Raw genomic sequence first — 23068 nt, 5'->3', positions numbered from 1 at the left:
CGCCTTGTTGCGGCTCTTTGAGTTACTTAAAAATTATTATCCAATATCTCCTAAAGTTGCAACCATTACTGCTTTGATTGTGTGCATACGGTTTTCAGCTTCTTGGAATACTACTGAGTGTTTGCCTTCGAAGACTTCGTCAGTCACTTCCATTTCTTTCAAGCCGTATTTATCAGAAATTTCTTTACCGATTTTAGTATCAGTGTTGTGGAATGAAGGTAAGCAGTGTTCGAAGATGACACGTGGATTACCTGTTTTTTCAATCATTTCTTGGTTGACTTGGTAAGGTTTCAATAACTCGATACGTTCTTTCCAAACTTCGTCAGGTTCGCCCATTGATACCCAAACGTCTGTGTAAAGTACGTCAGAACCTTTCACACCTTTGTCGATGTCGTCAGTTACCAAGATTTCGCCGCCGTTTTCTTCAGCCAATTCTTTACAACGACTTAATAATTCTGGAGCAGGATTCAATTTTTCTGGACATACCAAGTGGAAACGCATACCCATAATTGCAGCACCAGCCATCAATGCGTTTGCTACGTTGTTGCGTCCGTCACCAACATATGTGAAGTTGATTTCGTGATAAGGTTTTTTCAATGTTTCTTTGGCAGTCAAGAAGTCAGCCAATACTTGAGTAGGGTGATCTTCGTCTGTCAAACCGTTCCATACCGGAACACCTGATTTTTCAGCCAATGTTTCAACAGTACGTTGAGAGAATCCGCGGTATTCGATACCGTCATACATGCCGCCGAGTACGCGAGCAGTATCTGCTGCTGTTTCTTTTTTGCCCATTTGGCTGCCTGTAGGTCCAAGATAAGTCACGTGAGCACCTTGGTCGTAAGCGGCAACTTCAAATGCGCAACGAGTACGAGTTGAGTCTTTTTCGAAAATTAATGCAATATTTTTTCCTTTCATCGTCTGCTGCTCGATACCTGCGTATTTCGCACGTTTCAAATCTTCTGAAAGGTTGAGTAGGAATTCAACTTCTTTCTGTGAAAAATCTAATAATGTTAGGAAATTTCTGTTTCTTAAGTTTTGCATTATACATACAACTCCTCTTTGTGATTGATTTCACTTTTATTATAAGCGCTTACAATTTAAAATCCAATTCAAAACATGTTTATCTACAAAACTTTCACAATTACGCAATAATTTAACAAAGAATATACTATTTTAATATTTATTTTTAACTCTTACACTATTGGTTTACCCTGCCTAGAAGATTTAAACAAGAATTATACCAGAAGCTGCTTATTGAAATTCTATTCTGAGTATATTTGTAATAATATCATCAATTTGATGCATGACTTCGTGAGAAACGCTGTCTACTATTCGAAAATGGCGAGTACTTAAATCGAGTGTACGAATTTGGCCGACATCAACTGTGCCTTTGATATGATTTTCTAAGGTTTTCAAAGGTACATCAGTAGGATATTTAACGGGACGGCTAGTAATTGGTGAAACCCACACGAGACTTGTTTTATCATTAAAGCTTGTACGGCTTAAGACAACACAAGGTCGATATTTTCCTTTTTCTCGCCCTAATATAGGATCTAAATTTACGTCGATAATTTTATATTGTTCTACCATTTTTCACGCTCCGATGCTTCACCCCATTGGTGAGTTTCGTAATCTTCATAACTGCCGCCTTGTTCGAAGAATTGCTTCCATTCTTCGGAGAAATTGCGGTGGCTTTCTTTTTTTAAAATAATCTGGTTGTTGTGTACTTCTTGGATTAAGACATCGCCAGGTTTTAAATTTAATTCTTCAATGATTGAATCTGGTAGAGTTATAGCGTGTGATGCGTCAGATTTAAAAATTCGTGCTTTGTTTTTAGACATATTCAACACCTCTTTAAGGCTATTTTAACTTAAGTGGCAAATAAAATGTGAACACTCACTTCTTATAAATGCAAAGTAAAAAAATAATCATAGATTTATCAAAATTATAGTATAATAATGTCATAAATAAAGACATGGCAGAGGTGTACTACATAATGCAATTTTTGAGTGTAATATGTTTTATTGTATTTTTTATATTTTTAATTCGACTTATTTATTTGGCAACTACGAGAAAGCCTAAGAAAACGGCTGTGACAATCATTGCGGCCAGCCTCTTTCTAGGTATTCTTTTCACGGCAGTGAGTGGGGGAAATGAAGAGTCTTCTAAGCCTCATGATCAGAAGACGGCGCAGAAGTCAAAGTCACCTGAGAAGGATTCGGATGTTGAGAATGAAAAGGATAAGGAGTTTAAGACTGCTCCGACGCAGGAACCTAAGGCTAAGGAGGCACCAAAGGAGGAGCATCAGGAAGCTGAAAAAGAGGATTCTCAGAAGGAAGCAAATGGCTTGGTGCGAGAGGAAGCGACTTATGCCAGGGCGGTTGATGGTGACACGGTACGTTTAATGTATGACGGGAAAGAAGCTGTGTTTCGTTTGTTATTGATTGATACGCCGGAAACGAAGCATCCTACGAAGGGTGTACAACCTTATGGTAAGGAAGCTTCGGCTTATACGAAGAATATGTTGGAGAATGCTTCGAAAATTGAAGTTGAGTTTGATAAGGGAGACAAGACGGATAAATATGGACGTTATTTGGCCTATGTCTATGCGGATGGTCAGATGGTTAATGATGCGTTGGTGCGTCAAGGTTTAGCGAAGGTGGCTTATGTTTATCCGCCGAGTGTTACGTACTTGGATCAATTAAAGGAAAGTCAGCGCTTAGCTCAAGAAGAACATTTGAATATTTGGAGTGGTGATGTGCCTGCTGATACGGAGGCTCAGTCCAGTGCGCCTAGTGAAGCACAAACTCCAAGGCAGACAACGGGTCAGTCTGAGGGGAGTGTAAATTCTGGTAGTGCAACAGGTGCATCGAGTCAAAGCCCAAGCAGCAATGCAAGTGAAAGTTATGCCAATTGCACAGCGTTAAGACAAGCGCATCCTGAGGGTGTTCCGCAAGGTCATCCTGCTTATCAAGCTAAAATGGATCGTGACAAAGATGGTTACGCGTGTGAAGTGAACTAAGAAATTGGGTTGAAAAGTGCTGTAAAAATGATTGTAAAAAGTAATTGCGTGTGCTATAATTTTTGATTGTGAGTAATGAAAATTATTCCTTGCTTGCTACATCAGATAGTAAGCCGCATAGACCACAAGGAGGTGCAAATATAAAATGAGAACTTATGAAATTATGTACGTAGTTCGTCCTAACATTGAAGACGAAGCTAGAAAAGCATTAGTTGAACGTTTCAACGGTATTTTAACTAAAGACGGTGCTGAAATCATTGAAGAAAAAGATTGGGGCAAACGTCGCCTTGCTTACGAAATTGAAGATTTCAAAGAAGGTTACTACAACATTGTACGTATCAACACTGAAGACAGTGAAGCTACAGATGAATTCCAACGTTTAGCTAAAATCAATGACGATATTATTCGCTACATTGTAATCCGCGAAGACGAAGATAAGTAAAAACAGAATGGGGGCGTTTAAATGCTTAACAGAGTTGTATTAGTAGGACGTTTAACAAGAGATCCTGAATACAGAACGACACCCTCAGGCGTAAGTGTAGCGACTTTTACCTTAGCGGTTAATCGTACGTTTACGAATGCGCAAGGGGAACGTGAAGCAGACTTCATTAACTGTGTTGTTTTTAGAAAACAAGCAGAAAATGTAAACAATTATTTGTTTAAAGGTAGTCTAGCCGGCGTTGATGGTCGCTTACAATCACGCAGTTACGAAAACCAAGAAGGACGTCGTATTTTTGTGACAGAAGTTGTATGTGATAGTGTTCAATTCCTTGAACCTAAATCACAAAATCAACGTCACGGCGGTCAACAATCTGGAGGCGGTAATAACCAATTCCAAGATTATGGTCAAAGTTACGGTGGACAACAACAAGGTCAAAATACGTCATCTTATCAAAATTCATCAAAATCTGGACAATCTGATAACCCATTTGCAAATGCAAACGGCCCGATTGATATCAGTGATGATGATTTACCATTCTAATCAACGTGTAATGAACGTAGAAATTTGAAAATATCAATTAAAGGAGGCAGTTAACCATGGCAGGTGGACCAAGAAGAGGCGGACGTCGTCGTAAAAAAGTTTGCTATTTCACAGCGAACGGAATTACACACATCGACTATAAAGATACTGACTTATTAAAACGTTTTATCTCAGAACGCGGTAAAATTTTACCACGTCGTGTAACTGGCACTTCAGCTAAATATCAACGTATGTTGACTACAGCTATCAAACGTGCTCGTCATATGGCTTTATTACCATATGTTAAAGAAGAAAACTAAGATAGAACTTATAGATAAACCCCGTAGGCATAGGCTTACGGGGTTTCTTTATGTCTAAAATATTGTGGAAAGGGCGGAAAAAGGGCAGAGATGGTAGGAGAACGATGAGGAAAGACAAATTGAAATCGGAATTGCATAAATATGATTGTTAAGTGTTAAGTGGGTATATTGGCCAAGAACGAGAGCAACGTGTCCAATAAACAGATATATTGGCCAAGATCCGATGCAACGTGTCCAATAAATGGTTATATCGGCCAAGAACGAGAGCAACGTGTCCAATAAACAGATATATTGGCCAAGAACGAGAGCAACATATCCGATATCTTCATAACGATTTTAATAATATCAATAAATGTATCGCTCTAATCATAAGCTAGTTCTATAAAATTCTTTCAACTCAATAAAAGCGTCTCTTCCTACTGCATTTAAAGTATAGAAGAGACGCTTTATTTATTATACTTATTTCTGGCAAAATAAATCCACCAAACTTTCTGAATGTAACAATCTGTTAGAAACAAAGCTCAACAAGTAAATAAATTCCTACATAAAGGGCCCTATTAAAATTAGAAAATCTATTTAACGAGTTGATACAAATATAATACTAAATTTAAATACTGCTCGTCAATAAAATATTATTATAATTTTAACAATATAGTAGCAATATGTGACTTATTTTGAAATATGGGGAAGCGATATAAAAGAAATAACTACTAAACAGGCATATGCGCGCTCTTTTAAATGTTTGACTCGCTATACATAAAGGTAATTCAACTATTAATAGGATTATTAAAATTAAATTATCTCGTTAGCGTATCTAATATCAAGGAGATGAACAGATATGAATGATGAAAGAAGATATGAGTTATTGAAAATGTTTTTACGACCTACTGAGGATGATAGTGAAACAACTTCACAAAAGCAACTTGAAGAATTAAAGGATGATATTATCACTTTAAGCCACGAGGGATATGTAGATATTGATTATATAGATGGGGAAATTAATTCATGGCAAGTCACAGATGAAGGAAAGAAATTTGTGAATGAACACGGCAAATAAATTAGGGAAAGGAGCGGGACAAAATAGGGTCTCGCTCCCTATTTTATTAATAGTCGCAAATGATGCGGATAAGATTATTTCATATCGAGGTTTCTCTGTGGTACTCTTTTTTCTTTAAAAAGAAAATGAAAAAAGGCCGGGACATAATAATAATGTCCCCGCTCCTTTCTGCAGCCATATTTAACTTATTACTATTTTTTAGGTTTGAAAGTGTCTACTAAGTTCACGATTAATTTGATAATACCGCCGATAATATCTGCTACCATCATGATAAGTAACCTCCTTCGTTTTATCTTGATTTCATCGTACAAGATTTTGAGAAAGTTTTGGCGAATATTCCTTAACTCGACGTGATATGTCCCAAAGTGTTGTGAAACGAATCTTGAATAACAGTTAAGATTCCTAACTGTAATCGTTACTTTTCAAATGATAGTTGTCAATTATATTGTGAACCGTGTTTAGCACGACTGTGCATGGGTATACTTTTCTTGAGATGTATCCAAGTACATTGGACAACTGAATAAACTCGGTGGATGAAGGAGTTTTAATTATGAGCAAAGAAGATATTAAAAAAAATGACCAAAATTACTATGACCATTTAGATCAAAGCGAACACGATGAAAGTCATTTCGACTTGCATAGAGTAGAAAGTTTACTTCAAGAATACAAAGATAATCGTGATAAATGGAATAAAGAAGAACGTACTAAAGAATTGGACATAATTGAAGAAGAAATTAAAAAACAAAAGATGCTAGTCAAAGATAGAGTGAAACCTGATAATATCCCTGAAAAAGAAAGATTATCTAATATATCAGAAAAAGTAACGGATCAAGTATTTGGTATATTTGAACATACCGACAACTTTGATGAAGCTGAAAAATTCTTAGAATCTTATTACCAACGTGGCAAAGTGGATATGACTTATGGTCGAGCATTTATTCTAGTATGTGAAGATTCATTACTTTCGAAAGCAAAAGATGAATACGGTGACAATGAAGAAAATGAAAAGTTGATTGACTTTATTTCTAAGAAAAATATTGAATTAGCTAAAGAAGTCATGTCAGATGACTATGTTCACTTATTAAAAGATGAACGTGAATTTTTACTGATCTTAATGAAAAATAATAAATTAAATTTGCTTTAAGCAAACTTTAAAGTTGGGTGTATAGGCACTCAGCTTTTTTATTTTCGAGAAGATTTAGAAAATATTAAAGTTACATAACAAAATGACAAAACGATAATAAAATTGAATAAATTCATGTTATCATATTATGGGGTAAAACATACATTAGTGCCTACAACTTTGTTACTGGCAACACAGAGTAATAGAGTGGCCGGCCATGAAAGTGATAATTGGAGTGAGACAACATGGAGATTTATTTAATTCGACACGGAGAATCAACAACAAATTATGATAATAGAAATGGGAAGCATTACTTTTGCGGTCAGCTGGATGTGGATTTGACCGAAGTAGGTATTAAATCAGCAGAAAGCTTGAAAGCATATTTTTCGGACATACATATCGATCATATTTATGTATCAGATTTAAAAAGAACCGTACAAACTTATCGTAATGGATTTGACCCTTCTATTCCAGTTACGTTTACAGCATTATTAAGAGAGCGCTCTTTAGGAAAGTTTGAAGGACATTCTAAGGAAGCGTTAATAAAGCAATCTGAATATCGTCCTTATTTTGAAAATCCGCTCATGTCAGATTTTCGCCATAGCTTCACACAACGTGCACCGGGCGGCGATAATTACAATGATGTATTGGCTAGAGTGGATGAATTTTTCTCTGAACTATTTGATAAGAAAGATAGCGTAGTAGTGATTGTAGCGCATTTAATTTGGATTCGTTGTTGCTTATTCTATTTAGGTATCATCACTGAAGAAGAATTATTTAATAAAAAGATTAAGAATACTACACCGATTTTAGTGAATACAGATCAGGCAATTTATTGATATATTAAGACAAAAAAGAGGGGGAGCGAGATAATTTCTGTTCCGCTCCCCTATATTATTATTTCTGATGGTCGAGATATTCTATAAACAAGGCTTCGAATAAGTCGATGAAATTGAGATAATCTTCTTTCTTTACATATTCATCAATAACATGTGCTTGGCTCGTTTCTCCAGGACCAAACATGATAAATGGGAAGTCTTCTCCTTTGTCTACTACCAAATCAGAAGCATCCGTAACGCCTGGAGAAGCTTTCTTAGGAACTTCTTTTCCTAAATATTGTTTGCTCAACGCTTGAGCTGTTTCCACTAAACGATTATCGCCAGTAGTAAATACAGGAGGGCGTGACATATACGTATCAATTTGCAAATCGCTATCTGGAGCATCTACTTTCACATTTTTAGCAATTTGCTCGAACAATTTCTGATAGCTCTCATTGTTGGCTTCGGGTATCGTTCTCACATTGAATTCTGCCTCTGCATAATCAGGTATAGAGTTGACCTGTGAGCCGCCGTTAATGATAGTCGCGTTTACGACAGAATCGCCTAGTAATTCATTGCTATCTTTAATGGAGTTATAAGCCTGGTTAATGCGGTTGATAAAGTCCGCTAAAGGATTGATTGCGTTATAACCTAAGTCCGGCATAGAACTGTGAACAGATTTACCATTTGAAGCGACGCGAATATCCATAGAGCCTTTGTGCGCATAAATAATTTTATCTTGCGAAGGTTCTGCAATGACTAACGCATCTACGTCGTTCATATAACCCTTTTTATAAAAAGCTTTTGCGCCATGACCTTCGATTTCTTCCCCAACTGTAGCCAATAAACGAATCGTTCCATTTTTCGGCAAGCCTTGCTCATGCAATTCAATCATACTAATGACAAACGCTGCTAAGCCTGACTTCATATCGGCAGAGCCGCGACCGTGCAACCGTCCTTCGTTATCTTCTGTCAATTTAAAGGGAGGCGTCTGCCATTTCGAAGGATCGCCCGGTGAAACAACATCCATATGTCCAGAGACAGCTAAGACAGGCGTTCCGCTTCCGATTTCTGCTACTAAGTTAGCACGTGAATCAGTAACTTTAATAATCGTTGACTGAATATCATGTTGCGCCAATAACGACTTTAAATATTCAGCGACTTCTAATTCATTATCATTTACAGATTCAATACCTACTAAATCAGCTAAAATTTTAATCTTCTCATCTGTACTTAATTTTCCCATAATCAACATCCCCTCATCTTATTTATACTTATATATAATAGTATGTTCCGAAATCACATAATTCAAACAAATCACTCAACACACTAAACACGAACATTAAATAGTGTATTTTCCTTTGGTATAAAAGACGGACTATGAGAGAAATAAAATCATTGAAAGTACGTCTTAAGAGAAAAGGGATGGATGAAATCGGAATAATAAAAGCCCGCTTCACTTATCCTCAGAGTGAAGCGGTCATACATTTTATTTATCTATTGCTTTGGTTTCTAGATTATGCGCCTTCAAGAAAGCTTTAATTTTCTTTTGCTGTTTATTATTGACGTCACCAGCATAGTTAGTTGGAACGTCTACTACATTGACTGTATTATTTGGACTGTAACTTAATTCCTCAAGTTGCTGATCTGCTTGTGCTGCTTTATGGTTAACCGCTTTGAAATATTTCTCAATACGTTTAATATCTTCTTTTTCATTTGCAGGCACTTTATTATCTTTAATATAATTTTCGAAGTTCATCTGATTCTTAGTAGCGATATTGGCAAGATCACGTAAATCAGAATCTAACTTTTTAGAGACTTTCTGATTACCGTCATATTGTTCATCGAGTTGGTGTTGCAGCACATACTTGTTATCGATGATATCGTTGTTAGCTTTTAAGTATGCTTTCAATTTTTCATTCATTTCCTTTTCAGTCAGTTGTTTACCTTTTTCGTCTGATTTGAAAATTTGAATTTTCGAAAGCGGTGTGGCATTTTTAGGCGCGTATTTTGCATTGTGGTGTTGTGAGTTATCTGGATTCTGGCCGCATGCACTTAATACAACTGTTAGCACCAAAGCTAGTGTAATACTTATGAGATACTTTAATTTCATGGGATTGAAACTCCTTTAATAATCTGCTTGCTCTTATCATCCATTATAGCCTATCTCTGTATCAGACCTTAAGTGTCGAAATTCTTACGTCTTGGATGACGTAAATAAGTCGTAAATGGGACATCTAAATGGTACTTCACTAAATAATGATGCGCAACTTGTAAACATAAAAATTCAAATACTAGACTTGCGACTGTGTCTGAAAAATAATGCGCGTGTAAGTAAATGCGCGAAATCATCATGATGAATACCATAATATACACGATAATGTGCCAATAAAATCGGCGGAACAACATTAAGAATACTACACCTGCTACGGCTATTGTCAATGTATGCAAACTTGGGAAGCTGTAACCTGAAATATATTCTACCGGTCTAGGTCGATGAATAAAATATTTCAAGCCGATCCCTAACAATAGAGTACAAGTCGCAAATATAGAAGTAATATATGCGACTTGTCGATCTTTAAATAAGAGAATAAGAATGATGACGGCCATTACACCGACCATATGCCAAGGCGCAAATATCTCTGAGTAGAAGGTCAGAAATGTATGCGCATAAGGTATGTAATGGAGCAATCTCACTAAATGATAAACAGGTTCGTCTATGAAAAGGATGAGATTCGTTTTCACGAGCATCATTAAAGCAATTAAGATAATTAAAGTGGAAGCAATATATTTTCTGTGGATTGCTGACATATTAAAAACCTGACTTTCTGAATTAATAACTTAAATTATAGCGGATAGAACGCCTGCTGCCATCCTACTTTGGAACGAACTCACGCTTTTATTTTTAATAGAATTCGACTTATTCGTCTATTTGATTGATATGGCGCTTTACCTTTTTAGAAATGAGAGTCAGAGAAAGTAAATAAATCACCAACTCTGCCAAAATCAACCAGGCATTATGAAACTTCACTAAAGTGAAAATATCAATAATTATACATGGAAAGCTGAGATATAAAAGACATTTGAAATACTTTAATTCGAGTAATTGGTAGTAGTGTTGAATTTCGCGCCAATCGATATGTTGCAAGGTGTGATGAGAGTTGAATCCAAGGAAAAGATTTCGCGTATTAGCGGAGGCGCTGGAAGCTTGGTTGATATGAATGAGTGAAACCAGTAGTAAGAGCATAATAAGTGCAAGCTCCTTTAGCTATAAAATAGAGTAACAATATATATTCTAACATAATTAAAACACAAAAAAAGAAACGGAATCCTCTATAATGTAGGAATTCCGTTTCTCTACTTTCCGTAGTAATCAAAATGATAGGGAGAGATTAGTTACGGATAATATAGTCGAATGCATTCAGTGCAGCATCTGCACCTGAACCCATTGCAATAATAATTTGTTTGAAGCGATCGTCTGTTACATCGCCTGCAGCGAATACACCTGGCATACTTGTTTCTTGTTTACGGTCGACTATGATTTCGCCTTGATTATTCGTATCAATAGCGCCTTCTAACCATTCAGTGTTTGGTAATAAGCCGATTTGAACGAATACACCTTCAACATCGATTTGGTTCGTTTCGCCAGTTTTATTATCTGTATATTTAAGTCCAGTTACATGATCTTTACCAAGAATCTCTGAAGATTGCGCGTTTTTCAAGATTTCAACATTTGGTAATTCATGTAAACGTTTTTGCAGAATTTCATCTGCACGTAAAAAGTCTTTGTATTCCACAAGTGTGACGTGTTTTACAATTCCTGCTAAGTCGATGGCTGCTTCAGCACCAGAGTTGCCGCCGCCGACTACTGCTACATTTTTACCTTCAAATAGAGGGCCGTCACAGTGAGGGCAGTAAGCTACACCTTTGTTTCGCAATTCATCTTCACCAGGAATATTCAGATTGCGGAAACGTGCACCTGTAGAAATAATCACTGTTTTACTTTTTAGTTTCGCATCATTATCTAAAGTTACAACAATACCGTCTTCAGTTTTCTCGATATGAGAAGCACGCATACCTTCCATTACGTCGATATCGTATTCATTAATATGTGCTTCTAAAGCAGATGAGAATTCTGGACCTGTTGTTTCTTTGACGGTAATAAAGTTTTCAATACCTGCAGTTTCGTTGACTTGACCGCCGATACGATCTGCAACGATACCAGTACGCAGTCCTTTACGAGCAGTATAGATTGCAGCTGTACCGCTTGCAGGACCTCCTCCGACAACTAATACATCGTAAGGTTCTTTATTATCATATTCAGCTGGGTCTGCTTTGCTTCCTAACATGTTTAGAATGTCAGAAATACTCATACGGCCATTACCAAATTCTTCGCCATTTAAGAACACAGCAGGTACTGCCATGATATCTTCAGACTCTTCTTTGAATACTGCGCCATCAATCATTGTGTGTGAAATGTTCGGATTGAGCACACTCATTAAGTTCAACGCTTGAACCACATCAGGACATTTATGACAGCTTAAGCTGATAAATGTTTCAAAATGAAGCGGTTGATCTAGCGCTTTAATTTGATCGATAACACTTTGTTCTTCTTTAGGAGGGCGGCCGCTGACTTGTAATAAAGCCAGAACGAGTGAGTTGAATTCATGACCTAACGGCACACCGGCAAATACAATACCAGTGCGCTCATCAGGACGGTCTACACTAAAACTTGGTGTGCGTTCTAGTGTATCCTCTTTAACAGTGATATGAGATGACATATCAGCAATTTCATCTAACAGGTCTTTCAACTCTTTAGATTTTTCGCTGTCATCATAGCTCGCTGTTAAAACCACGTCGCCTTCCATTAATTTAAGAAGTTGGGATAATTGTGATTTTAACTCTTTTTTCAGCATTTAAATGAATGCCTCCTTAAATTTTACCCACTAAGTCAAGACCTGGTTCTAAAGTTTCTCCGCCTTCTTCCCATTTAGCAGGGCAAACTTCACCTGGGTGTTGACGTACATATTGAGCAGCTTTGATTTTGTGTACTAATGTGCTTGCATCACGGCCGATTCCGTCAGCGTTGATTTCAGCAGCTTGTACTACGCCGTCTGGGTCAACGATGAAAGTACCGCGTTGAGCTAAGCCTTTTTCTTCGTCTAATACGTCGAAGTTACGAGTGATTGTTTGAGAAGGATCACCAATCATTGTATATTGCAATTTGCTGATTGCATCTGAATGGTCATGCCAAGCTTTGTGTACGAAATGAGTATCAGTTGATACTGAATAAACATTCACACCTAATTTTTGTAATTCATCATATTGACCTTGAACGTCTTCTAATTCAGTTGGGCAAACGAATGAGAAGTCAGCTGGATAGAATACTACAACGTTCCAAGAACCGCGTAATGTTTCATCTGAAACTTCGATAAATTCATCTTCTTTAGGGTTATATGCGTCTGCTGTGAATGGTAAAATTTCTTTGTTAATCAATGACATAAAATACATCCTCCTAGAAATATAAGTAGTTAATTTAGATTAGAACTCAATTAAGAAAGCTACATTGTCTTAATTATTTAATTATAATAATTCTAATCTCTTCGAAACCTATTATCACATTTACGTTATAAATAGTCAATATAAGAAACTCAATTTGAGAATACCTTTATTTTTAAGGCGAATCTCTTGATTTATAAAGGTTTTTAGACCTTTCGTGCTTATCTGCGTGAAATAAGATTTCTTAGAGATTGATACGTGCTTCGTAATATCAATTAGCGTTTCATTTTCTCAATAAAGAATAGTGATTATTAATCGCAATCACATTTCCATTATCATTATACCCACTTAACACCAGTGTATGTGCAGTGAGAAAACTTCAATAAACCGTCTTGTCTTTGTGTTTATTTTTCAAAAGTAACTTGGATAGCGCCAGGATAACTATATTCAGCTGTATAAGTGCCTTCTTTGGCAGGGACAGGCGGTACAAAGGTACCTGATGATACGATTTCTCCTTTGTGGAGGCGTTTGCCTTGTTCATCAAGTTTGCGAATTAACCATTTCAATGCTTCAATCGGATTATCCAAGACATCGGAAGACACGCCTGTCGCAATTTCTTCATCATTATGAGAAAGTTTTAACGTAATCTTTGCAAAGTCTTCATAAGAAACGGGGTCTGCTGCTTCACCGAGTGCTACTAATCCAGAAGCGGTGTTATCTGAAATTAGATCGCCTAAAGTAAAGTTAGGGAACCAGTCGATATAACGTGCATCAGGTATTTCAATGCCAGGTGCTACTTTAACACTTTGTAAAATTTCTTCATCTGAAGCACTGACAGTTAAATCTTCAGTCAAGACAAAGACTAATTCAGGTTCAATTAACGGTGCGAATAGTTTAGATAAAGCTACTGTATCTCTGGATTTGACTACTTTATTAGATAAGATAGTGCCATAAGCAGGTTCGTTTGTATTTGCATAGGCCTGTGTTTCAGCACTAGTCATACTCACTTTATAGCCGGCAATTTCACTGTTATCAGCTTTTTTCAGTTCGGAAATCAGTTCGTCTTGAATTTGATAAGCGACAGGCTCTTCTACCTCGTAAGTTTTAGAGATAAATTCTACGGGTTCATGATTTTGTTGCGCTTTGAATAAGGTATTGACGATTTCTTTTTTGTGTTGAGTCACAAAAATCACTCCTTTTATCAGAATATTACTATTATTAGAATAACTTTAATTGAAAAAACTTTCAAAGCGTTTATTTTTATATTTGATTGAAGAGAAGGTAGAATAGGGAACAGTATTATAACTTTAACTATTTAAAGCTAATAAATTGGAGGCGGAATGTTTATGTCAGATGTAATCGAACAATTAATGAATCGACATCATTCAGTAAGAAAATTCAAACAAGAACCATTAAGTAAAGAAACTGTAAAACAGTTGGTACAAGCGGGACAAAGCGCTTCAACTTCTAGTTATTTGCAAACATACTCAGTTATCGGTATCACTGATCCTGAGATTAAAAAAGCGTTGCGTGAAGTTTCTGGACAAGCTTATGTAGAAGAAAATGGTTACTTATTTATGTTTGTAATGGATTATCATCGTCATGAATTGATTAATGAACAAATTGATGGAGACATGGAAAAATCATTCCAATCTGCTGAAGGATTGCTTGTAGGAACCATTGATGTTGCATTATTAGCACAAAATATGGCGGTAGCAGCTGAAAGTTTAGGATTAGGCATCGTTTACTTAGGTTCAATGAGAAACGATGTAGCTCGTGTTAAAGAACTTTTGAAATTGCCTGAGTACACTTTCCCATTATTTGGTATGGCAGTAGGAGAGCCGGCTGATGATGAAAATGGTGCACCGAAACCGCGTCTACCATTTGAAAGTGTCTTCCATGAAAATGAATACAATCAAGATAAAGCAGATCAATTAGCTTACTTGAAAGAATTTGATACAGAAGTCAGTGAATATTATAAAAAACGTACTGGCGGACAACGTAGTGAAACTTGGTCACAACAAATTGCTGGTTTCTTAGGTTCTAAACAACGTGCAGACATGTTGGATGAATTGCATAAATCTGGATTTATTGAAAGATAAGTACTTATTAAGGAGTGGGGTTCTCTTGAAGAGGATTCTGCTCTTTTTTTATTTTTTTCAAAAAGAAAAGTACTGACGGAAAGGTTGGAACCTCAGTCAGTACTCTAATTCTGATTATCTTAATAATCTGTGCTTAAATCACCATATTGGTTTGAATTGAATTTTTCTTTGTCTAGATTATGTGTAAGTTTTGCTGTACCTGTGCCTGCTAACATAGAGTCATTTACATTCAACGCTGTACGTCCCATATCGATTAAGGGTTCAACTGAAATTAGGACCCCTGCAAGTGCGACTGGCAAGTTCAATGTTGATAAAACTAAGATGGCTGCGAAAGTTGCGCCGCCTCCGACTCCAGCTACACCGAATGAACAGATAACTACTACTGCCACCAACGTAATGATGAATTGGAAGTCGACTTGTACGTGTGCTACGGGTGCAACCATTACGGCAAGCATAGCAGGGTAGATACCTGCGCAACCGTTTTGGCCGATGGAAAGACCGAATGAAGCGGATAAGTTCGCAATACCTTCTGGCACACCTAAACGGGATTTCTGCGTTTGCACGTTTAATGGTAATGCGCCTGCACTTGAACGTGAAGTAAAGGCGAAAATAAGAACTTCTGCTGTCTTTCTTAAATAACGCCAAGGATTTAATCCAAGCACTCCTACAATAATCAAGTGAATGATGAACATGGTGATTAAGGCTGCATAAGAAGCAAGAACGAATTTTCCGAGTGTCCAAATCGCGCCGAAATCACTTGTAGCAATGGTAGAAGCCATAATCGCTAAGATTCCGTACGGCGTTAAGCGCAAGACGAAAGTAACGATAGACATGATTAATGAATAAACGGCTTCAATACCGCGTTTAATAATATGACCATTGTCTGGTTGTTTACGTGCAACACGTAAGTAGGCAAAGCCAATAAATGTTGCAAAGATAACTACTGCAATGGTAGAAGTTGTACGTTGACCTGTGAAATCTAAGAATGGATTAGTAGGTAATAATTCTAAGATTTGTTGCGGCAAGGTACTTGCAGTCATTTCTTTAGCTTTTTGAGTAATTTCTGTTCCGCGTGCATGTTCAGCGCTTCCTAAATCAATAGATGAAGCATCTAAGCCGAATACTAGTGCTGAAATGATACCGATAATAGCGGCTACAGCGACTGTACCGATGAGAAAGACGAAAATGAAGAAACCGATTTTCGCAAATTTTTCACCTAATTGAATCTTAGTGAATGCTGAAACGATACTGATGAAAATCAAAGGCATGACAATCATTTGTAATAAGGCGACGTAACCATCTCCGACAATACTGAACCAGTCTGTAGTTGTGGTAGTGATCTTTGAATCTGATCCGTAAGCGAGATGTAGAATTGCCCCTAATACAATTCCGATGCCTAGTGCTGCGAAGACGCGCTTAGAGAAAGCCACGTGTTTCTTCGCCATGAAAAATAACCCTATGATGAGAAGTAAAAATACAATGATGTTAAGAATGATAAAACCCAATCGAATCGAAACTTCCTTTCTTCTGATAATTTGATATTGTAAGAAGCACAATTATGAGTTTTAAATAGCATTTATGTAGAAAGTTCACATATCCCTAGCTTAATTGTAGACATGAATAATTACAAAAGACAAATTAAGAGTAGATATCTATTATTAAATAATTATTAATGCTATTTAAATCCTTAGTAAATATATCGTATTTATCAACACGGGTCAATGGCGGTTTTGATAAGGAGAAGGAAGAGGACTAACTGTGAGTAAAGGCTGGTATATAGAAAAAGAACTGAGCCTTTTATTGAAGGCTCAGTTCTGTATATTCTAATTAGTTACATTCCGAATAAACGAGCGAAGAAACCTTTCTTCTCTTGTTTATGGTGAGCAGATGGTTGGTGTTCATTACGTGGTGCATCCACAGGAACTTCTGGCTCAGGTGTTGTTGTTTTAGGTGTGCCTTGTACTTCAGATTCAGGTACACTGTTTGAATCTTTTTGTTTTGAAGAAGATTGATTTTCAGTTTTAGGCTTATCTTCTTTGTCAGTAGAAGCAGCAGTCGCTTTAGGTTGATCTTCAGATGAAGCAGAAGCAGTTGTTTTGCTTTCTTCTTTTTTCTCAGGTTGTGCTGAAACGGCAACGCCTTTGAAGTCTGCTGTAGAATTTGGTTTTTCATTTTGAGATGCTGCTTTAGCAGGTTCCGCTTTAGTGGAAGAAGCGGTAGTTGATTTTGATGCTTCAGGTTTAGTTTCTTGTTTAGCTTCTTGCGGTTGAGACAATACTTTAGCTGTATTTGATTCTACAGCTTTAGTGTTATCTGCCACCGCTTTAGCGTGTTCTTGCTGCGCTGTCTCGATTGCTTTCAATGTTTCAGCATGTTGATCTAGCTTATCAGTCATTTGTTGTTGCAATGTTTGCAAGTCCTTTTGTTGCTGATGCACTTGAGAAATCATTTGACCGAGCATTTGACGTTCTTCGCGCATTTTTGCAATGTCATTATGCAAGTCGTTTAAAATCTTCGCAAAGTTTTGGTCGCTTGGAAGATTTTCTTCGTCTTCTTTAACGACAATTTGCAAGAAGTCGTTTTCTTTTTCTAATTCTTCAAAAGCTAATTCGTAGCTGTTGGTTTTTTTAACTTTCTCCGCTATTTCTTTAAATAGTTCAATATCCTCTTCTTGGAAGTCAGTCGCTTCACGGCCGCGGTATTCTGTTTTATTTAAATGGTAACCGCGTTCTTCTAAATGTTGAACGATTTTACGTACTTGTTTCTCGCTCAATTCAACGCGTTGGGCAAATTCTTTTGTTAGCATCTGATCAGTATCCTTTCACTTCTATATTGTTTTAGTGAGACGTCTGTCTTCCGGCACACAAACGTCAGTCTAACCTCTATGCTAGTTTACCGTGATTGCTGCAATATTTCAAGTTGTCTTAAGATTTTCGTAAGTCCATTTCTTCTAACAGAGGATACACTCTTTTTCGTGAAAGGTGATTCGCAAAAACATATTTTAAGATATAACATGACTTCACACTTGTAGCATAAATATCTTTCGTAAGAGGAATTCGAGTGTGCAGGAATAAATTTAACGGGATAGGCGGTGCATCTTTTTCCAACCCTGGACGCTTATAATCAATTTCAGTTTGTTCTTCAAAGCCGTGATCATTCAAAAAGCGATGGCGTTTAAAGAGTAGGTCAGCATCTTTCTCGTCCATTGAATCAGGTAACGGTAAGGCTTCCATCATAAAGAAATTCACTTCGCGATTATGAACGCGTTGAGCCAAATGATCTAATTCATTTTGAACTTGTGCGAGTGTATCGGTCAAATATTGTTCACGTTCAGGTGTATCTACAGCTACGAGATAAATAATAAATGCAGCATTGGTAGTGGCCTCATAATGAGCAGTTGCTAAACTCACAACCTCTCCTTTATCTAAACCTACTAAAAAGACGTAATCATTTTTAGTCCTTTTATTTTCAAGAGATTGTTTGAAGACGTGATGTTGCTGCATTACATTGCCGAATTGGTAGGTATCATATAAGTTTAAGGCAGTTTCATACAACGGATCAGATGTTTGTTTTACTAGTTTAAATTCCATAAAGATTGCCCTCCCGCATTTTTCTTTTCATTATAGCATAGCGGAAATAATGATTAAGAAATAAAAAAATCGGCAGAAATACTGCCGATTTCATCACTCAACTAAGTATTAAATTTCATACTCTTTCTCAGGCTTTTTTTCATCGTGCTCTGATTTGAATTCTTTTCTGCTGTGCGCATATTTGTCAGCTAAAATTACAATATTGCCATTCAAGATTTCGCGTTTGCACACTTGTTTTTCTGTGTCTGTTAAATCGTAATGACCTAATACTGCTGCTTCTCCATCTTCTCCAGTAAGGAGGCGGGCTACTCGGTCACTGAATGTACCGCTCGTTGATTGCACTTTTACGTCTGTACTTTCAACGCTGCCGATATGCAGTTTGTTTTTACTAATTACCGATAGCTCCTCTTTTGTGTAACCCTCATCTAATTTACGTTTTAATGCGTCGAAAATTTCATCTTGTGATGTAAGAATAAGAATATCTGCCATAGTAAAGCTCCCCCTCCGAAATTATTACTAATATAAAACTATTTACCCTATCTGATAATAATGTAAACGGTTCAATTATTATGGTACGTCTAATTTTAGAGGTTTTCAAGAAGATAAAGTTGAAAATTCTGAAAAAAGAAACCGTCTTTTATAGTTATTTACAATGAAAATAGAATTCCTAGAAAATTAGAATATCTATTTAAGGAATATTGAAAAATAGCCTCAAAATGTGGTATTATCAGTAAATAATTTAACTAACTCATATAATCTAGAGAATCAGGCTTTAGAAGTTTCTACCATGTCGCCTTAACGACATGACTATGAGTCACTTAAACAATACAACACAATGGTGCTTTTTAGAAATGCGGGAAGTGCATGCAGTGCAGCGATTTATATGTGAGGACTATTTGGGGAAATGGGACATATACTTCATTGCTTGCAGGATGATACATTTCTATTTGCGAAATGGAAACATTCTAGTTTCTCAAACCATCATCTTTCATATTTTTGCTTTGGCACCTAGCTATAAGGGGTTTTTGGCTAGAGCTGATATGAAACAACAGCCTCAGCAGCTGTTAATTTATATGGAGCGATAAAGTCGGTTATCATTTTCATAACCTCCTTATTCCAAGCAAATAATAAAATGATATGTATTGCTTATGCCACTCATAGATCCTGAAACTAAGTTAGTAGTTTGGGATTTTTTTATACACAAATTGAGGAGGTTGTTTTTACGTGGAAGCGTTGAGACAGAAAGTTAAAGAAGATGGTGTAGTCATCGGAGAAAAGATTTTGAAAGTTGACGGTTTTTTAAATCATCAAATTGATGCACAGCTTATGTATGAAATCGGCGAAACATTTTATGACCAATTTAAAGATCAAAAGGTGACTAAAATTCTAACTGTAGAAGCTTCAGGTATTGCACCTGCAATTATGGTTGCTTACAAATTCGGAGTGCCTTGCTTATTTGCGAAAAAAGCAAAACCTAACACTTTGAATAAAGGTTTCTATCAAACAGATATTCATTCCTTTACAAAAAATAAAACGAACAGTGTCATTATTTCGGAAGAATTCTTAGATGAAAATGATCGCGTATTGATTATTGATGATTTCTTAGCGAATGGAGATGCATCCCTTGGGTTGAACCGTTTAGTTCATCAAGCAGGCGCAGAAACAGTCGGTATCGGTATTGTAGTAGAAAAAAGTTTCCAACAAGGCCGTACAAGATTAGAAGAAGCTGGCTTAAAAGTATCTTCTTTATGTGAAGTAGCTTCTCTTGCCGGTAATAAAGTGACTTTGGTCGGAGAAGAATAATATGAAGAATTTCATTTTAAGTCTACAACATTTACTTGCCATGTATGCAGGTGCTATACTTGTTCCAATTATCGTCGGGACAAGTCTCAAATTTACCCCAGAAGAAATTGCTTATTTAGTCACAGCAGATATCTTCATGTGCGGGGTTGCAACATTTTTAGAAGCAAACAAGATTACAGGTACAGGCTTGCCGATTGTCTTAGGTTGTACCTTTACGGCGGTTGCCCCGATGATATTAATAGGACAAACCAAAGGATTGGGCGTCCTTTACGGCTCCTTGTTCCTTTCTGGTATCCTAGTGGTCTTAATTGCTCCCGTCTTCTCCTACGTAGTAAAGTTCTTTCCGCCTGTTGTTACAGGTAGTGTTGTCACAATTATCGGAATTAATTTGATGCCCGTAGCTATGAATTACGTAGCTGGAGGCCAGGGTGCTAAAGATTATGGTGATATGAAAAATATTATCTTAGGCTTTTCAACTTTGCTGATCATCTTAATTTTACAACGTTTTACGCGTGGATTTTTGAAATCTATTGCTATACTGCTCGGACTCATTGCAGGTACTTGTTTAGCAGGCGTCTTCGGGATTGTAGATTTAAATCAAATCGGTACAGCGCATTGGTTTGAATTACCAAGACCTTTCCGCTTCTCCGGCTTCGGCTTTGACATAGGCGCTACACTCGTATTCTTTATTGTTGCACTTGTCAGCTTGATTGAGTCAACTGGAGTTTACACAGCATTAAGTAAAATCACTGGCAGAGAATTAAATCGTAAAGATTATCGCAGAGGTTACACTGCCGAAGGTCTTGCGATTATCCTAGGTTCCATCTTCAATGCCTTTCCATACACTGCTTATTCTCAAAATGTCGGTTTGGTTTCCCTCTCTGGCGTGAAAAAGAATAATATCATCTATGGAATGGTCATACTGCTCTTAATTTGCGGATGTATTCCGAAATTAGGTGCTTTAGCCAACGTGATACCACTTCCTGTACTTGGAGGCGCAATGATTGCGATGTTTGGAATGGTAATGGCTTATGGTGTAAGTATCTTAGGTGGTATCGACTTCAAGAACCAAAACAATTTATTAATAATCGCAGTATCAGTAGGACTCGGTACAGGCATCAGTGCTGTTCCTGAAGCATTTAAAGCAATGGGAGAACAGTTTGCTTGGTTAACACAAAATGGAATTGTACTCGGTGCAATTTCAGCAATCATTCTTAATTTCTTTTTTAACGGTATAAAGTATCAACAAAATGAGGAAAATGTGAAATAATGTAATTAATAAAATAAATGGAGGCTGTATTCAATGTGGGAAAATAAATTTGCTAAAGAATCTTTGACGTTCGATGATGTACTATTAATTCCAGCGGAGTCTAATGTATTACCGAAGGAAGTTGATTTAAGTGTTGAATTATCAGACAGAATCAAATTAAACATTCCAGTAGTCTCAGCAGGTATGGATACTGTTACTGAATCAAAAATGGCAATTGCAATGGCAAGACAAGGCGGTCTAGGTGTTGTTCATAAGAATATGAACATCGAAGACCAAGCGGATGAAGTACAAAAAGTAAAACGTTCTGAAAATGGCGTTATTTCTAATCCATTCTTCTTAACTCCAGATGAAAAAGTTTACGAAGCAGAAGCGTTAATGGGTAAATACCGTATTTCTGGTGTACCTATCGTAGATAACAAAGAAGACCGCAACTTAGTTGGTATTCTCACTAACCGTGACCTACGTTTTATTGAAGATTTTTCAATTAAAATTTCAGATGTCATGACGAAAGAAGATTTAATTACAGCTCCAGTAGGCACAACTTTAGATGAAGCAGAATCAATTTTACAAACACACAAAATCGAAAAATTACCATTAGTTGAAAATGGCAAATTAAAAGGACTTATCACTATCAAAGATATTGAAAAAGTTCATGAATATCCATTTGCAGCGAAAGACTCATTAGGTCGTTTATTATGTGCAGCAGCAATCGGTATTTCTAAAGATACTGATATCCGTGCGGAAAAATTAGTTGAAGCAGGCGTAGATGCATTAGTTATTGATACAGCACACGGTCACTCACAAGGTGTAATTGACCAAGTTAAACACATCAAAACAACTTATCCTGAAGTTACAGTGATTGCAGGAAATGTTGCAACAGGCGAAGCTACTAAAGCATTGTTTGAAGCGGGTGCAGATGTCGTTAAAGTAGGTATCGGTCCTGGTTCAATTTGTACAACACGTATTGTTGCAGGTGTAGGTGTCCCTCAAATTACTGCAGTTTACGATTGCGCAACTGAAGCACGTAAACAAGGTAAAACAATTATTGCTGACGGTGGAATTAAATTCTCTGGTGATATTGTGAAAGCATTAGCAGCCGGCGGACATGCCGTAATGTTAGGCAGCTTGCTTGCAGGTACTGAAGAAAGCCCAGGAGAAACTGAAATCTTCCAAGGCAGACAATATAAAACTTATCGCGGAATGGGATCATTGGGCGCTATGGAAAGTGGTTCAAATGACCGTTACTTCCAAGAAGATAAAGTACCTAAAAAATATGTGCCGGAAGGTATTGAAGGCCGTATTGCTTATAAAGGTTTATTACAAGACAACATCTATCAATTGATGGGTGGCGTGAGAAGCGGAATGGGTTACACAGGCTCTCACAACTTGAAAGAATTACGTGAAGAAGCAATGTTCACTCGTATGGGACCAGCTGGTTTAGCAGAAAGCCATCCGCATAACATCCAAATTACAAAAGAATCACCAAACTACTCAAGATAAAAG

The 23068-nt window shown here is 36.9% G+C and carries 24 protein-coding genes and 1 riboswitch; of the genes, 11 read left to right on the top strand and 13 right to left on the bottom strand.

Features of this window, described 5'->3' with window-relative positions; translation table 11 throughout:
* Positions 1–36: 36 nt before the first annotated feature.
* The 3 genes from argF to CNQ82_RS00900 form a co-directional block, all read right to left on the bottom strand.
* On the bottom strand, positions 37–1041 hold the full coding sequence (gene argF / locus CNQ82_RS00910) for an ornithine carbamoyltransferase (RefSeq protein ID WP_123143662.1): 1005 nt from the start codon (positions 1039–1041) through the stop codon (positions 37–39).
* A 210-nt stretch (positions 1042–1251) separates the two neighbouring features.
* Positions 1252–1590 (bottom strand): type II toxin-antitoxin system PemK/MazF family toxin, encoded by a 339-nt coding sequence (locus tag CNQ82_RS00905; RefSeq protein ID WP_095107133.1) that lies wholly within the window; start codon positions 1588–1590, stop codon positions 1252–1254.
* A complete protein-coding gene (locus CNQ82_RS00900; protein WP_123143661.1) occupies positions 1584–1841 on the bottom strand; it encodes an AbrB/MazE/SpoVT family DNA-binding domain-containing protein in 258 nt (85 codons plus the stop codon). The genes CNQ82_RS00905 and CNQ82_RS00900 overlap by 7 nt, the downstream gene beginning before the upstream one ends.
* 155 nt (positions 1842–1996) lie before the next feature.
* Between CNQ82_RS00900 and CNQ82_RS00895 the strand changes: the two genes are divergently transcribed.
* The 7 genes from CNQ82_RS00895 (at position 1997) to CNQ82_RS00865 (ending at position 7322) form a co-directional block, all read left to right on the top strand.
* On the top strand, positions 1997–3022 hold the full coding sequence (locus CNQ82_RS00895; protein WP_123143660.1) for a thermonuclease family protein: 1026 nt from the start codon (positions 1997–1999) through the stop codon (positions 3020–3022).
* 145 nt (positions 3023–3167) lie between these two features.
* Entirely contained in the window at positions 3168–3464 is a 297-nt protein-coding gene (gene rpsF, locus CNQ82_RS00890) for a 30S ribosomal protein S6 (protein WP_095107129.1), read from the top strand.
* Between the two features lie 21 nt (positions 3465–3485).
* Positions 3486–4004 carry a single-stranded DNA-binding protein gene (gene ssb / locus CNQ82_RS00885; RefSeq protein WP_123143659.1) on the top strand — a complete coding sequence of 173 codons (519 nt, stop codon included), beginning with the start codon at positions 3486–3488 and terminating at the stop codon, positions 4002–4004.
* A gap of 56 nt (positions 4005–4060) precedes the next feature.
* A complete protein-coding gene (gene rpsR, locus CNQ82_RS00880; protein ID WP_012664058.1) occupies positions 4061–4303 on the top strand; it encodes a 30S ribosomal protein S18 in 243 nt (80 codons plus the stop codon).
* 838 nt (positions 4304–5141) lie between these two features.
* Positions 5142–5360 carry a hypothetical protein gene (locus tag CNQ82_RS00875; RefSeq protein ID WP_123143658.1) on the top strand — a complete coding sequence of 73 codons (219 nt, stop codon included), beginning with the start codon at positions 5142–5144 and terminating at the stop codon, positions 5358–5360.
* A gap of 550 nt (positions 5361–5910) precedes the next feature.
* Positions 5911–6504 (top strand): hypothetical protein, encoded by a 594-nt coding sequence (locus tag CNQ82_RS00870; protein ID WP_123143657.1) that lies wholly within the window; start codon positions 5911–5913, stop codon positions 6502–6504.
* Between the two features lie 224 nt (positions 6505–6728).
* On the top strand, positions 6729–7322 hold the full coding sequence (locus CNQ82_RS00865; protein ID WP_123143656.1) for a histidine phosphatase family protein: 594 nt from the start codon (positions 6729–6731) through the stop codon (positions 7320–7322).
* Positions 7323–7380: 58 nt separating this feature from the next.
* Here the strand turns inward: CNQ82_RS00865 and CNQ82_RS00860 are convergent, their stop codons facing one another.
* From CNQ82_RS00860 to CNQ82_RS00830, 6 genes are all read right to left on the bottom strand, one after another.
* Positions 7381–8547 (bottom strand): ArgE/DapE family deacylase, encoded by a 1167-nt coding sequence (locus CNQ82_RS00860; protein ID WP_123143655.1) that lies wholly within the window; start codon positions 8545–8547, stop codon positions 7381–7383.
* Between the two features lie 243 nt (positions 8548–8790).
* Positions 8791–9414, bottom strand: coding sequence for an NDxxF motif lipoprotein (locus CNQ82_RS00855; protein ID WP_123143654.1), 624 nt, complete (start codon positions 9412–9414; stop codon positions 8791–8793).
* Between the two features lie 68 nt (positions 9415–9482).
* On the bottom strand, positions 9483–10112 hold the full coding sequence (locus tag CNQ82_RS00850) for a phosphatase PAP2 family protein (protein ID WP_123143653.1): 630 nt from the start codon (positions 10110–10112) through the stop codon (positions 9483–9485).
* Positions 10113–10693: 581 nt separating this feature from the next.
* Positions 10694–12217, bottom strand: a complete 1524-nt coding sequence (ahpF, locus tag CNQ82_RS00840) for an alkyl hydroperoxide reductase subunit F (protein WP_123143651.1) — start codon at positions 12215–12217, stop codon at positions 10694–10696.
* 16 nt (positions 12218–12233) lie between these two features.
* Positions 12234–12803 (bottom strand): alkyl hydroperoxide reductase subunit C, encoded by a 570-nt coding sequence (ahpC, locus tag CNQ82_RS00835; protein ID WP_095107108.1) that lies wholly within the window; start codon positions 12801–12803, stop codon positions 12234–12236.
* Between the two features lie 401 nt (positions 12804–13204).
* Entirely contained in the window at positions 13205–13984 is a 780-nt protein-coding gene (locus CNQ82_RS00830; protein WP_123143650.1) for a 2-keto-4-pentenoate hydratase, read from the bottom strand.
* 162 nt (positions 13985–14146) lie between these two features.
* Between CNQ82_RS00830 and nfsA the strand changes: the two genes are divergently transcribed.
* On the top strand, positions 14147–14902 hold the full coding sequence (nfsA, locus tag CNQ82_RS00825) for an oxygen-insensitive NADPH nitroreductase (protein WP_123143649.1): 756 nt from the start codon (positions 14147–14149) through the stop codon (positions 14900–14902).
* 119 nt (positions 14903–15021) lie between these two features.
* On the opposite strand, the gene CNQ82_RS00820 is transcribed toward nfsA, so the two are convergent.
* The 4 genes from CNQ82_RS00820 to CNQ82_RS00805 all read right to left on the bottom strand — a co-directional run bounded on the left by CNQ82_RS00820 (position 15022) and on the right by CNQ82_RS00805 (position 18981).
* Entirely contained in the window at positions 15022–16347 is a 1326-nt protein-coding gene (locus CNQ82_RS00820) for an L-cystine transporter (protein WP_206125367.1), read from the bottom strand.
* 386 nt (positions 16348–16733) lie between these two features.
* Positions 16734–17708, bottom strand: a complete 975-nt coding sequence (locus tag CNQ82_RS00815) for a hypothetical protein (RefSeq protein WP_123143648.1) — start codon at positions 17706–17708, stop codon at positions 16734–16736.
* Between the two features lie 118 nt (positions 17709–17826).
* Positions 17827–18492 carry a hypothetical protein gene (locus tag CNQ82_RS00810; protein WP_123143647.1) on the bottom strand — a complete coding sequence of 222 codons (666 nt, stop codon included), beginning with the start codon at positions 18490–18492 and terminating at the stop codon, positions 17827–17829.
* A 108-nt stretch (positions 18493–18600) separates the two neighbouring features.
* On the bottom strand, positions 18601–18981 hold the full coding sequence (locus tag CNQ82_RS00805; RefSeq protein ID WP_123143646.1) for a general stress protein: 381 nt from the start codon (positions 18979–18981) through the stop codon (positions 18601–18603).
* A 239-nt stretch (positions 18982–19220) separates the two neighbouring features.
* A riboswitch (purine riboswitch) is annotated at positions 19221–19322 on the top strand.
* Between the two features lie 394 nt (positions 19323–19716).
* On the opposite strand from CNQ82_RS00805, the gene xpt reads away from it, so the two are divergent.
* From xpt to guaB, 3 genes are read left to right on the top strand one after another with little or no spacing between them, the layout of a single operon-like run.
* Positions 19717–20295, top strand: a complete 579-nt coding sequence (gene xpt / locus CNQ82_RS00800; protein ID WP_095107097.1) for a xanthine phosphoribosyltransferase — start codon at positions 19717–19719, stop codon at positions 20293–20295.
* Between the two features lies 1 nt (position 20296).
* A complete protein-coding gene (gene pbuX, locus CNQ82_RS00795) occupies positions 20297–21565 on the top strand; it encodes a xanthine permease PbuX (RefSeq protein ID WP_123143645.1) in 1269 nt (422 codons plus the stop codon).
* Between the two features lie 33 nt (positions 21566–21598).
* Positions 21599–23065 carry an IMP dehydrogenase gene (guaB, locus tag CNQ82_RS00790; RefSeq protein WP_123143644.1) on the top strand — a complete coding sequence of 489 codons (1467 nt, stop codon included), beginning with the start codon at positions 21599–21601 and terminating at the stop codon, positions 23063–23065.
* Positions 23066–23068 lie beyond the last annotated feature (3 nt).

Origin of the sequence: Staphylococcus debuckii, from assembly GCF_003718735.1 — a bacterium.
Taxonomy (GTDB): domain Bacteria; phylum Bacillota; class Bacilli; order Staphylococcales; family Staphylococcaceae; genus Staphylococcus; species Staphylococcus debuckii.
This window is presented reverse-complemented; position numbering and strand designations above follow the sequence as displayed.